Below are 14,088 nucleotides of genomic sequence, written 5' to 3' on the forward strand. Positions count from 1 at the left end.
ATGATCAACGATAAGGAATCCGCGAAATCAAGAGATGAGATACTTGCAGAGAGCAGATCGAAGCTTTCTGAGAAGAAACTGGCCTTGCTGGAGAAGCTGAAAGGCTCAAAACTGGAGACGAAAAAGACGGGGATTCCGCGGCGTTCAAGAGAGGGCTTCGTGCCCCTCTCTTTTGCCCAGCAAAGACTATGGTTTTTAGACCAGTTGGTACCAAACAGTCCTGCTTATAATGTGGTGGCCGCCTTCCATCTATCGGGTGAGCTTCACCCAAACATCATGGAGCGGTGCGTGAATGAGATCGTGAAGCGTCATGAGGCCCTGCGAACCACCTTTCAAGTCGCAAACGGAGAGCCGTACCAGCTAATTGCTCCTGCTTTGCAAATTCCTTTTCCCATCGTCGATCTTACAGGACATCCCGAGGCAAAGAGGGAGGATGAGTTTCGCCGACTCGCGAAAGAGGAAAGCTTGTATGTTTTCGATTTAACCAAGGGACCCCTGTTGCGTGTTACGTTATTCAAACTTGGCGAGGATTTGAATATCCTACTTTTAAACGTTCACCATATCATCATTGACGGTTGGTCAGTTGGGGTTTTCTTCAGAGAAATGGTTCTGCTTTATCAGGCCTATCTGGCGGGCAAGCCCTCCCCGTTGCCTGAGCTTTCGATCCAGTATGCCGATTTTTCAAGCTGGCAGCGGGAGTGGCTTCAAGGAGAAGTGCTGGAGAAACAGCTCTCTTACTGGAGAGACACTCTTGGAAAAGAAAGCAGCGTGTTAGAGCTGCCAGTAGACCGTACAAGACCTCCCATCCAAACGTTTCAAGGAGGGAGCCTAAAGCTACAAATTCCATCTTCCCTTTCCCATGCCATAAAAGCGCTGAGCGAGCAGGAAAATGCCACGCTGTATATGGTCATGATCACTGCGTTAAAAATATTGCTGCACCGTTACAGCGGGCAAAATGATATCCGGGTGGGAGTGCCCGTAGCAAACCGTAACCGAGTGGAAATAGAAAATTTGGTCGGCTTTTTTGTAAATACGTTGGTTCTCAAAACGGATGTTTCCGGCAATCAAAGCTTTAGAGAGCTGTTGTCACGTGTGAGAGAAACAGCGAACAGCGCATACAGGCATCAGGACGTACCGTTTGAACGATTGGTGGATGAATTGCAGCCTGAGCGTAATATGAGTCAAAATCCATTATTCGAAGTCTGCTTTGTGTTGCAGAACTTTCCTATGCCGAAAAAATCGGACATGTCTGCATTAGGCTTTTCCTTGGTCAAATTTGAAGAGTTCCGTAACAACACATCCAAGTTTGACCTCTGGATTCAGGTTGTAGAAAAAGGGGATATCCTTGACCTCGACGTTGAGTTCAATTCTGATATTTTTAATGAATCGACAATCAGTCGTCTGCTAGAAAGCTTTACAATCGTGCTGGCAGGTATTGTCGCGAATCCAAACCAGCCGATTGCTGATTTGCCGATTTTGACCGCTGCTGAAGAGCAAAAGCTGTTAGTTGAATGGAACGATACGAAGACGTACTACCCAGAGCAAAATATGTGTCTTCATGAAATAATCGAAGCGCAGGCTGTCAAAACACCAGATGCGCCAGCCGTTATTTTTGAAGAGGCGCAACTCACTTACCGTGAATTGGATCAACGAGCGAATCAACTGGCGAATTTTCTCCGTAAACAGGGGGTAAGAGCGGAAACGCTTGTGGGCATTTATATGGAGCGCTCCTTGGAAATGGTCATTGGGCTATTAGGTATCCTCAAAGCAGGTGGAGCCTACGTTCCCCTAGATCCGAGCTATCCGCAAGATCGGGTGGCCTTTATGATCACGGATGCGAATCCTTCTTTTCTCTTGACTGCGGAGGCGCTGAAAAACACGCTGCCTGAATACAGTGGACAACTCATTTGCCTCGATTCAGATTGGGAGACAATCGGCATGGAGAGCCATGTGGCGCCTGCAAGCGGAGTCAACAGCGACAATTTGGCGTACATGATCTACACCTCAGGCTCTACTGGTAAGCCAAAAGGGGCGATGAATGCCCATCGCGGTATCGTCAACAGACTTTTATGGATGCAGGAACAATATCAACTGAATGAAACCGATCGGGTGATGCAAAAGACGCCTTTCAGCTTTGATGTGTCGGTATGGGAATTTTTCTGGCCGTTAATGACAGGCGCCTGCATGGTAGTAGCTCGTCCAGAAGGACACAAGGATACGACCTATCTGGCACGCCTGATCAAAAAAGAGAAAATCACCACCATGCACTTTGTTCCTTCGATGCTTCAAGTATTCCTGGAGGAGACGGAAATTAGTGGCTGCGATACGCTTCGACGCGTCATTTGCAGTGGGGAAGCCTTATCTTTTTCAACGCAGGAGCGCTTTTTCGAGTGTCTCGATGCGGAATTGCACAACCTGTATGGTCCTACCGAAGCGGCGATTGATGTCACATACTGGGCATGTCAAAAAGGAAGCAAGCTAAGATCCGTGCCGATTGGACGTCCTGTGGCAAACACCCAAATCTATCTGTTAGACGAGCACCTAAAGCCTGTGCCCGTAGGTGTCTCTGGAGAGCTGCACATCGGTGGTGTGCAACTGGCTCGCGGATACTATAACCGACCTGAGCTGACAGAAGAGAAATTCATCCCTGATCCGTTCAGCAAAAAAGAAGGGGCACGCCTTTATAAAACAGGGGACTTGGCGCGTTACATGCCGGATGGAACAATCGAGTATTTAGGCCGAATTGATTTTATGGTCAAACTCAGAGGGTTCCGTATCGAGTTGGGTGAGATTGAAGCTGTATTAGATGAACATCCACGTGTACAAAAATCGGCTGTGATCGTCCATGAATCCGAGCAGAGACCAGGGCATAAGCAGTTGGTATCTTATATCGTGCCAGATTCACAGTCCAAGGAAAAACTGAAAAAGGCAACAGAAGAAGCTCTTCCTGCAGAACAGGTATCAGAATGGCAGGATGTCTTTGATAAAGCCTATGATGATGAAAATAAATATGAGGCCGATTTCAACATCACCAGCTGGAACAGTAGCTATACGGGTGAGCCTCTTTTAGCGGAAGAAATGCGCGAATGGGTCAATTCGACGGTGGATCGTATCCTAGCATTGCAACCGAAAAAGGTACTTGAAATCGGGTGCGGTACAGGGCTGTTGTTATCTCGAATTGCTCCTCATTGTGAACAATATTGGGGAACGGATTTTTCGTCGATGGCGTTGGATTATATTACTGCGAATCTGATCAACCAACGAGAGTATTTATCCAATGTTACATTGCGTAAGAGCTATGCGGATGATTTTAGTGGGTTAAAGGGACAGAAGTTCGATGTGATCGTGCTCAACTCTGTTGTGCAATATTTCCCGGATGCGGACTATCTGTTGGATGTGCTGAAAAAGGCCATACACGCCATGAATGACAAAGGATCCATTTTTGTCGGTGATGTTCGTAATCTTTCTTTACTGCAAACCTTCCTCACTGAGGTAGAGATGGAAAAGTCACCGGCGACGTTGACCAAGGATCAATTGCAGCGCCGCGTGCAGAAACGAATGAGACAAGAGCAGGAGCTGGTTATCGATCCTGCCTTTTTCTATGCGCTTCAAGAGCAGTTGCATCAAATCAGCCATGTAGAAATCAAGCTGAAGCGCGGAAGTCATCATAATGAATTAACACGCTATCGCTATGATGTGGTTCTTCATCTGGGCAAAAAAGTGCAGCCGATTGAGGACTTTTCCTGGCTGGATTGGCATGAAGAGGGACTCCAAAATATAGATGGACTTCGCCAAATCATGACCAAGTATAAACCGCAAATCTTGGGTCTTACGAATATTCCTAATTTACGGTTGGACAGGGCGAATCGATACCAGTCGTTGCTTGCTGGCAAAGATGTAGTCAAAACGGTGGAAGAGCTAAGAACAGATCAAAACCTTCCAGGCATTGGAATAGACCCTGAGGAGCTTTGGAAGTTGGGTGCTGAGCTTCGATACAGCGTAGATATCGCTTGGATGGGGGATAGAAAGGATGGCAGCTATGAAGCTGTGCTCCGACCTGAGCATTTACTAGAAAAAAGACAGCGTAACACAGTGGTCACCCCGTGGCATCGTCCAGTGAAGAACTACCAGCCGATCGAATCATATGCGAACGATCCTTTGACAGACAGAGTTGCTCGCCAGTTCATTCCAGAGCTGCGCAGTTATTTACGGGATAAGCTGCCAGATTACATGGTTCCGTCCATCTTTGAGTTTATCAAGGAAATGCCAGTGAACATGAATGGGAAATTGGATCGCAGAGCACTTCCTACGCCGATTATGGAAGTGCCAGAGATGGAGGGAGATTTTGTACCACCGACGACGGAGACGGAAAAAATTCTTGCCGATGTTTGGGCTGAAATATTGGGCTTGGACAAGGTTGGCATACATAATAGCTTCTTCGGATTGGGTGGCGACTCCATTCATACCATTCGAGTGGTTGCGAGAGCAAAACAACACGGTTTGGAATTGACTCCACAGCAAATTTTCCAATTCCAGACGATAGCTGAACTGGCAGAGGTTGCAGGTGCGGCTACCACCCAAAGTGCGAAACGAACGGCAACAGTAGAGTTACCCACGCTTGATAAACATCAGCTGGATCGGATAAAAGCAGACAACCCATATATGGAGGATGTATATCCGCTGACGATCATGCAAGAGAATATGCTCTATCGATACAAACATCATCCAGAGCCCGGTTTAAATGTGGTTCATCATGCTTTTCGCATCGAGGGTGGTCTTTTCCACGTAGCTGCATTTGAGCAGGCATGGCAGCATCTTATCCAACAATTCCCTGCCTTGCGCACCTCATTTATCTGGGAAGAGCTGGACGAACCGATGCAGATCGTGCATGAGAAAGTAGATATCCACATCAAACAGGAAGATTGGCGCAGCATTCCGGAAGAAAATCAACAGGAACAATTGCAATCCTATATTCAAAAGCTAAGACAACTAGGATTCGAGATGGGCCAAGCACCACATGCGCATTTGGCTCTGCTTCAAGTTGGAGAGGATGCCTACTACTTTATTTATGTCTTCAACCTGATGTTGCAGGACGGCTGGAGCTATACGTTGATCGTGAAAAGACTATTCGAATATTATCAAGCGTTTTCCCAAGGGAAGGCGATTGCTATTGTGCCTGTATATCCGTATCGGGATTATGTTGCGCTACAAAAACAGCAGGACTTAACGGATGCCGAGCTGTTTTGGAAGAAAAATCTGAAAGGAATGACCAGCTCCACACTTGAATGGGCACAAGCGAGCAGGAAGAATCTTTCTGCCGACGAGCCTCCTTATTCTCAAGAAAGGTTCATCGTATCGCCAGAAGTCTCCTCGGAGTTGTTATCCTTGTCCAAGAAGTATCATCTGACGCCATATACATTGGTACAAGGAGCTTGGGCATTGCTGCTCCACCATTACAGCGGCAAGGAAGACGTTGTATTTGGTACGATCTTCTCTGGTCGTAGCATAGCGATGATGGAGGTCGAGCATTCTGTCGGGCTTTTCTTCAATATTCTGCCCATTCGCGTGAGCATTGAGCAAAACATGAGGTTCTTGTCCTGGCTCCAAAACATGCAGTCCAAGGTAGTAGAGACGAGTCAATATGAATACACGCCGTTGAAAAAAATATACGAGTGGTGCGATATTCCACGGGATCGGCTTTTGTTTGACAGCTATCTGGTAAGCGAACAGCTCCCAGATTTCTCATCCGTGTTTAGAGGATTTAATGATGTCCTCGGTGCTACCATCTATGATTCGATCGCGCAGACAGAGCATCCATTACGAGTCGAGATCCTTTTCTATGAACAAGTGCTAGTCTTGCATATCAACTACTATCGTCGCTTCTTCAACGATCAGGAAATTAGCAGTATGCTGCAGCACTTGAATGCTCTTTTAGAAGGATTGGTAGCGAACCCAGAGCAAAAGGTAAGCGAGCTTGTCCGTGCGATAACGCATCATCCCCAACACTAAATTTGCGAACAAGAGGAGAGGTTACTATGTGTGGAATTGTGGGATGGCTTGATTGGGATGACGATTTGTCATCCCAGCACGCTATTTTGCAGAAAATGGCTCAAGCGATCCAGCATCGCGGGCCAGACGAAGAGGGGTATTGGTTGTCTCCACGGGCAGCGATTGCGCATCGGCGCCTGATCGTGATCGACCCAGAAGGTGGCAAGCAGCCCATGATCTACCGAAAAGGAGATCAGACATGTGCCTTATCGTTTAATGGCGAAATCTACAATTATTTGGAACTGCGCCGCCAGTTAGAGCTGCTCGGACACTCCTTTCAAACCAATTCTGACACGGAAGTATTACTGCACGCTTTTTTGGAATGGAGAGAGGAATGTGTCCGTCATCTCAATGGAATTTTTGCATTCGCCATTTGGGACGAAAAAAATCATCGCTTGTTTTTAGCACGTGACCACTTGGGTGTAAAACCATTGTTTTATTGTCAACGAGGGAGCTCGTTCTTGTTTGGCTCTGAACTGAAAGCCTTGCTCGCCCATCCAAAAGTGAAGCCTGAAGTTGAAGCGGATGGGTTAGCAGATATTATCGGACTCGGTCCGGCGAGAACGCCTGGATTTGGCATTTTCCGCAATGTAAATGAAGTTCGAGCTGGACATTGTGTAACAGTCACAAAGGATCAAATCAGGACAAGGCCATACTGGAAACTCGAGAGCAAGGTGCATACCGATGATTTGGATACAACGACAGAAAGGATACGCGCCCTGTTACAAGACACGGTAAAGCGTCAGTTAATCTCTGACCTGCCATTGGTTAGTATGCTGTCTGGCGGTTTGGACTCTAGTGGCCTGGTCGCTTTAGCCGCTGAAGAGCTTCGTAAAAAAGGGCAGACGTTGCAAACCTATTCGGTAGATTTTGTTGACAATGATCAGCATTTTGAAGAAGGCTTGCTGCACATTAGCTTGGATGCGCCATGGGCGAAATCAGTCTCAGAGCATGTACAAACGAGACATCAAGAGATTACCTTCAACGCTCAAGATCTGATCACTCATTTTCATATGTCGTTGCGAGCACGCGATCTCCCGGGATTAGGGGAGACAGATACCTCGCTCTATTTGTTCTGCCGGGAAATGAAGAAAAAAGCGACCGTCTCGCTATCAGGTGAATCGGCAGACGAAGTGTTTAACGGGTACCCTTGGTTTCAAAAGGAGAAATTCTTGAATTCAGGCAAATTCCCTTGGATGGAGCATGACGGGTGGAGTTCCTTTTTAAATGAAGAAGCCATCGAGAAGATTCGCCCACAAGAATACCTTCGCAGGCGGTATGAGGAAGGAATTGCAGAGGTGCACCCTTTGGAAGGGGAGACAGCTCTGGAAGCTCAACAGCGCAAAATGTCGTACCTTTTTATCACTCGCTTTCTCCCGCTGCTATTGGATCGCAAGGATCGAATGAGCATGTATACGGGGTTTGAAGTACGTGTTCCCTATTGTGATTACCGCTTGGTTGAATATTTATGGAATGTCCCATGGAAAGTAAAAAATATTGATCAAATCGAAAAAGGCTTGCTTCGGAGGGCGTTCAAAGGCTATTTGCCGCAGGAAGTATTGTACCGCAACAAAAGCGCATATCCGATGACCTATCATCCAGAGTATTACCATGCGATTTTGGACCATATGAAGCAAATTCTGGCGAATCCCAATTCGCCTTTATTACCCTTGATTAATAAGTCTGTGATCCAATTTGTACTGGATGGTAAAGCCCCTATGAATCTCGCTCAATCAACCAAACTGATCGAATACCTCGTCCAAATCAATATGTGGTTAGAGGAATACAAGATTTCCATTCGATAGAAGCCCAAGAATCTGCTGATAAAAAGGACAGTCAGGATGTTTTTTAGTTGAAGGGGTGTGAAAGAAATGAATGTCAGTGAGGTAAATCAAAATATGGCAATCCCGCAACGACTGCCTGCAAACGGGAGTGACAGGTTTAATTACATGGTCAGCTATCTTTCCGATTGCCAGCTACAAATGGTGCTGGAAATGGACGGACAGGCGAATCAACAGCGATTGCTTCAAGCGATGGAGGCAAGCACCATTGCAGAACCGATCATTGGTTGCCGTTTTATAAAAGATCCAGTCCGCCCCTATTGGGAGCGACGCAGCGATTTGGCGTCAAGCGGTTGGTGTTCCTTACAACTTCTTAGTGAATCCGATTCCGTAGAGAAAGCCTTACAGGAGTGGCTGTCGAGCCCAATAGACATCGATGCTGATGCGATGGTCAAAATTCGCATTCTGCGTACCTCGACCAAAGATATCATTTGCATCAAAATGAATCATCTATGCAGTGATGGTGCAGGGTTGATCGAGTATGTTCACTTGTTAGCATCGCTATATAGTGAGCTTGCCAAAAACCCTCGCTACGTTCCCGAATCAAACCCTGAGGGCAGGGATCAGAGCCGTTTGTTCAAGGAGATGGGTATCCCAGATGGTGGGATGCCGGAAGCTCCAGAACCCCAGGGACCAACACTTCCGTTTACGCCTGGAGAACCAGCTAAAAGGAAACAAGCCATACGCAGAATACCACGCGAAGAGTGGCTGGAGCTGGTACAAGGATTTAAACAAAAAGGGTTTACGGTAAATGATGTGATATTGGCGGCCTACATGCGAGCTTTATATCAACGGATGGAGAATGTTCCGGCTGAGCAAATAAAAGTCATGGTGACAGTTAATGTAAGGAAATTCTTACCCAAAGGCAAGGCAGACGCGATTTACAACTTGTCTGGCGTTGTTCACGCTACTATGAATCAAGCAACAGGGACATTTGCAGATAAGGTAAAAGAAGTGGCCGAATTCATGAAGAATCAACGCGATAATATAGAGATTTTGCATGATGCAGTAAACACGTTTGCCTTTGTGGAAAATTTCGAGTTCGATCACACCTTGAAGATCATTCAGGATGTAAGAAAACAAATTGTAGTGGATAGGAAAAGTACACCAATATTATCAAATTTTGGTATTATTAGTACGAGTCAAATAATATTCAATGATGTGAAAGTCGCAGGGGCGTATATCGTCTCGCCAGCCTATTACGCACCAGGACTGATGCTTGGAGTCAGTACGTATCAAGATTGCATAACCCTCACTATTTCCTTCTTTGAATCGAATACAGATCGTGGGTTAATAGAAAAACTCCTAGATACCATGATAGAGGAAATCAAGTCCTACCGAGTGTAGCAGTTTGCAGCAATTCCCTACTTATTTAAATAAGGAGTGATTGAAATGAATAAAATAGTATTCCCTAATGAAATATCAGGTGCCGAGAATCTGCAACAACAGTTTGAACCATATGGCTGGTATGCGGAAATGAGAAAAAATAGCCCGGTTCATTACGATGAAAAGCAACAGGTTTGGAACGTATTTCTCTATCCGGATGTAGAACGTGTGCTGACCGATTACCATCTCTTTTCAAGCGATACAGGCAAACGAATCGCCGGTTCCCTTGCATTGAAAGAAAAGGGCATCACAGAGATGGACCCGCCTGATCATGGAAAAAGGAGAGCGCTTTATACAAAGGCCTTTTCAACCAGAACACTTCAGGAGTGGGAGCCGCGAATTCAAGAAATTTCACGTCATTTGCTGGAGGAAGTAAAAGAAAAGCAAAGCATCAGAATTTTAGGTGATCTCGCAACCCCGATGCCGGTGATTGTCATTGCCGATTTGCTCGGTGTACCGTCCAGTGATTGGATGCTGTTCAAACAATGGTCCGATGTTCTCATCACTTCCGGGACCCGCGAAACGTATGAGGATATTACCCTTAAAAAAGAAGAAATTATGAAGGAAATGGCTGTTTATCTCTCGCCGATCATTCAAGAAAAAAGAGAGAACCCGGCAAAAGATTTTCTCTCCGATTTAACGCAAACAGAATATAAAGGCCAAAAACTATCTGACCGCGAGATTATTGATATTGCAATTAGCTTACTGCTCGCAGGAAATGTAACGACAAGTACGCTCTTGTTCAGTGTTTTCTACTGCTTTTTACTGGATCGACCAGGCGTATATCGTGAATTAAGAGACAATCCGGAACTGGTAGATCAAGCGATCGAGGAAGTGTTACGCTTCCGTCCGCCAGCACAGGTTTTGATGCGCAAGGTTCAAGAAGATACGGATATGTTCGGAAGTCTGATGAAAAAAGGCGAGATTGTCATGGCATGGCTCGGTTCTGCCAATCGTGATGAAAATACCTTTGCACAGGGAGATCAATTCGATATCCATCGACCGAATAGCAACAAGCATTTATCCTTTGGAAAAGGCTGCCACTTATGCCTGGGAGCACCTCTATCCAGACTGGAAGCAAAGGTGATGCTAACAGAAATGCTCAAGTGCTATTCTGACATCTCAATCGGCGGATTCGAGAACGATCTGCTCCTCAATGTGACGAGAGACTAATCCAATTTTTTTATCAAGCAGTTGAGCAGGAAGGGATTCCTGTTTGACTGCTTTTTTTATTTCGGAGAATCAGATGTGGAGGGATGTACGAAGAGAAAAATAAAAAAGCAAGGAAATTAGAATTCCTTACTTTTCAAAACTTATCTTTCCGAATCAACAAATAAACAATCAACCCAATAATCGGAAAAAACAATAAAGCAATAAGCACGATGATGGAGAACTCCTTGCTATTCCCTCGTCTCCTTGCATCACGGTATGCCCAAATGCTGATGACAATATTAATCACGTTCAAAAATAAGAGGAGAAGGACGGGGAGAAACACAAAAAAGGTAGAAGGAGCATCGCCTACACTAACCAAAGGATCACCTGCTTTTGAATGTTTTCAAGAATTTCCCAATTATATAAAAAGATGATCGAATTGTGAAAGCAATTTATTCTATGCGCGTAAAAATTGGTATAATCGGAATGTATTATTTCTACTTCTTACCATCCTTGGGGGCGCTTAACCATTGAGAAAAACTTCGAATAAGAGAAGATGGCTTTCGATGCTCGGCATGATCGCATTGGTAACCGGATGTCAACAGGAACCGACCAAACCGATCACATCGGAAAACACCGGCCAAACAACAGAGACCACAGCAAAACCAAGCACTATTCCATCCGTTACACCCATTCAAGAAACGGAGAAAGAACCAACACCCGAACCAATTCCAGCCTCTAGCCCAAACACAACAGTCCCTACCAACCAACCAGTGGAAGAACAACGAAAAGAACCTCTGTCTCCTTATCAAGTACTCCATAAAATCCGTGAAATAGAAAAGGTGAAAGGGGGAACATATCAGGGGGAGTGGAAGGAGGATGAATACACGTTTTACCTACCCGACAAGGACGAGGAGCGCCGAAACGCCCGCTACTATGAACGTTCGACTCATCATGTAAAAGTATATGGAAAAGATGGCTTCACGTATTACTATAATCTTGTTGATCCCGCTACTTATCCACAGACAACCTTGGAGGCCGAAAGTATACAGGTGAGTCCGGAAACATGGCAGCAAATGGACAAGATCGAGCAGAAGCTGTATACAGGCGAGGATACCTTTCACGCCAAATGGTCACCGAACTTTCAAGCAGTTGCCTATTATAAGGGAACTACTGAAGAAGGTCAGGCATACATTTGGAAGGTTGGCAACGATTCACCCTCCCCAATAAAAGAGGCAGTCATTGACCGCTATTTCTTTACATGGTCTCCCGATTCTGAGTATCTCCTATTGGATACGGGAACGAGCAGACATCGCGGCGGACAAATCTATCAGGTAGCAAACGATAAAATGAGTGAGCCCTTCTCTTATATTTTCCAATTCCGTTTCTCACCAGATTCGAAATGGGCAGCATTTTCTTTATTAAGTGGGAAAGTTGCGAAAGAAAAATACGGGATGGAAGACGAAGAGACAGAAGACATATGGCTGTATGATTTGGCTACCATGAAGCAGAAAAAGCTGCTTCAAGCCGATGATCACACGGACTACTTCCCACTCGAATGGAAGAGTGAAACTGAGCTTCTCTACTGGAAGAAAGATTATCAGAAGAATACGGAAGAAGAGTTAACGCTGACGATTCCTCAAAGGTAGTAACCCACCAATACCCTCTATGTGATGGAGAGGGTATTGGCTATGTTTTGGAAGGAAACTTCCCTCGAACTTCCTCTAGAAAAGCTTGCACCGCCGGGGCCAAATAACGATTTTTCAAGTACGCCAAATAAACCGTCCGCTCCAACGCAGGCGAATCAATCGTTTTCCCAACAAGCGAAGCATCTGTTGATCCAGACAAATAGTTCTCCGGAATAATCGTAACCCCCAGATTCTCTCTCACTAATGTCAACGCAGTTTCAAAGCGCTCAATCTCAAATTTAATTTGCGGGTTGACTTGTTCAAACGAAAAGGCTGTTAAAATATCCTCCCTCGTCTGAAATCCCTCTGTACTAATGATGAATGGCTCATTAGCCAAGTCTTTTAATCGAACGGATTCTTTTTCCGCCAGCGCATGATCCTTGTGTAGCACCAGCATTAAGCGCTCATCGTACAGAGGAAAGGATTCGATATCGTCTTCATCGATGAATTGGTTGGTTATGAGCAAGTGCGTATGATACTTCCGCAGTGATTCCTTTACAGCCTTCCCGCTTAGCACCTCAATTAGCTTGATGTTAATAGAGGGAAAGCGCCCCTGATATCCGCGAATGACCTTTGGAATCCAATGCTTCACGGATTCAATGATGCCGATGATGAGATCGCCGCTCCCGGTCAGCTTCACTTCTTCCATCTCTTTTTTCAGCATGTTCATTTGGGAAAGAAGCAGCAACGATTTCTGATACAAGATTTTACCAGCATCCGTCAGTTCCATTTTCCTCGTGTTTCTCTCGAGCAGTGGAGAGCCGACTTCTTGCTCCAGATTTTTGATCGCATTACTTAAGGAAGGCTGTGAAATATGCAGTTTTTGTGCGGCTTTGGAGTAGCTCAACTGATCGCAAACTGTCACAAAATAGTGCAAATGTTTGATATCCAACTGGATCGCCTACCCTTATTTATAGCTTAAAGCTATCAATTTATTTAAATTATATATTAGAAATAATAAGTTTGTCATTATATAATCAATAAACAAAAGGTTCAGAAAGGGTGAATAGCTTGCCAATGAATGTATCAGCAGATTTGTGGACCGGCCGGACTGACCATACGGAGAGAAGAAGTAGTTTTCGCTACCATCAGATTGTAGAAATAACGGACTTGGATACATTGCAAGCTGCCAAGGATCGTACAGTTGCTATCATTGGGTTTGAATGCGAGGAGGGAGTAAGGCGCAATCAAGGACGATTAGGTGCAGCCAAAGCTCCAAACGCAATTCGGCAAGCGCTTGCAAGCCTTCCTTGGAAGGTGGAGGAGGGAAAAAGGCTTGTTGATGTGGGGAATGTTGCTTGTCCAAACGAAGAGCTAGAAGCTGCCCAGGAAGAGTTGGGGAATGCCGTCTCTGCGATCTTTTCCAAAGCCATGACGCCCATTATTTTAGGCGGAGGCCATGAGACCTTGTATGGACATTACGTTGGTGTCCGAAAGCATATTGGAAAAGAGGCTTCTCTGGGCATTATCAATATTGACGCTCATTTCGATTTGCGTTCCTATGAAGTTCAGCCTTCATCAGGGACGATGTTTCGGCAAATACTAGAGCATGACAAAAATAGCAGCTATTATGTGCTGGGGATTCAACGCTTCGGAAATACACAGGAGCTATTTGATAAAGCAGATGAGCTTGGTGTGCGCTATGTGTATGAAGAAGAGATGACAGACGCACGAATGGATGAAATTTGTTTATCTGTAAGCGAATTCATCGAAAAGCACGATCATGTCATGCTGACGTTGTGTACAGATGTTTTAAACGCAGCTTTTGCACCGGGAGTAAGTGCTCCATCTCCTTTCGGCTTAACACCGATGGTTGTTCGCACTTTGATCCGTACCGTTGCCGCTCATAAGAAAACGCTTTCTTTTGATATTTGTGAAGTGAATCCGGTTTTAGATGAAAACGGAAGAACAGTAAAGTTAGGTGCTTACTTGACGAATGAAGCCATCATGGGATTACTAGAGAACTAAGGGGA

8 protein-coding genes are annotated in these 14,088 nt (G+C 45.3%); 6 read left to right on the forward strand and 2 right to left on the reverse strand.

Going from position 1 to position 14,088, the window contains the following annotated elements; all coding sequences use genetic code 11:
- From HP401_RS14825 to HP401_RS14840, 4 genes are all read left to right on the forward strand, one after another.
- Positions 1–6,009, forward strand: coding sequence for a non-ribosomal peptide synthetase (locus tag HP401_RS14825; protein ID WP_173605533.1), 6,009 nt, complete (start codon positions 1–3; stop codon positions 6,007–6,009).
- 26 nt (positions 6,010–6,035) lie between these two features.
- On the forward strand, positions 6,036–7,853 hold the full coding sequence (gene asnB / locus HP401_RS14830; protein WP_173605534.1) for an asparagine synthase (glutamine-hydrolyzing): 1,818 nt from the start codon (positions 6,036–6,038) through the stop codon (positions 7,851–7,853).
- Between the two features lie 66 nt (positions 7,854–7,919).
- Positions 7,920–9,236, forward strand: coding sequence for a condensation domain-containing protein (locus HP401_RS14835; RefSeq protein ID WP_173605535.1), 1,317 nt, complete (start codon positions 7,920–7,922; stop codon positions 9,234–9,236).
- 45 nt (positions 9,237–9,281) lie between these two features.
- Positions 9,282–10,448, forward strand: a complete 1,167-nt coding sequence (locus tag HP401_RS14840) for a cytochrome P450 (protein ID WP_173605536.1) — start codon at positions 9,282–9,284, stop codon at positions 10,446–10,448.
- 133 nt (positions 10,449–10,581) lie between these two features.
- Here HP401_RS14840 and HP401_RS14845 read toward each other — a convergent pair whose 3' ends face one another.
- A complete protein-coding gene (locus tag HP401_RS14845; RefSeq protein ID WP_015892232.1) occupies positions 10,582–10,806 on the reverse strand; it encodes a PLDc N-terminal domain-containing protein in 225 nt (74 codons plus the stop codon).
- Positions 10,807–10,957: 151 nt separating this feature from the next.
- On the opposite strand from HP401_RS14845, the gene HP401_RS14850 reads away from it, so the two are divergent.
- On the forward strand, positions 10,958–12,076 hold the full coding sequence (locus HP401_RS14850; RefSeq protein ID WP_173605537.1) for a hypothetical protein: 1,119 nt from the start codon (positions 10,958–10,960) through the stop codon (positions 12,074–12,076).
- A 40-nt stretch (positions 12,077–12,116) separates the two neighbouring features.
- Here HP401_RS14850 and HP401_RS14855 read toward each other — a convergent pair whose 3' ends face one another.
- Positions 12,117–13,007, reverse strand: a complete 891-nt coding sequence (locus HP401_RS14855) for a LysR family transcriptional regulator (protein ID WP_173605538.1) — start codon at positions 13,005–13,007, stop codon at positions 12,117–12,119.
- A gap of 110 nt (positions 13,008–13,117) precedes the next feature.
- Here HP401_RS14855 and hutG point away from each other — a divergent pair, with 110 nt between their 5' ends.
- A complete protein-coding gene (gene hutG / locus HP401_RS14860; RefSeq protein ID WP_173605539.1) occupies positions 13,118–14,083 on the forward strand; it encodes a formimidoylglutamase in 966 nt (321 codons plus the stop codon).
- Positions 14,084–14,088: the final 5 nt, after the last annotated feature.

The organism is Brevibacillus sp. HB2.2 (genome assembly GCF_013284275.1).
In the GTDB taxonomy this organism is placed as follows: Bacteria; Bacillota; Bacilli; order Brevibacillales; family Brevibacillaceae; genus Brevibacillus; species Brevibacillus brevis_D.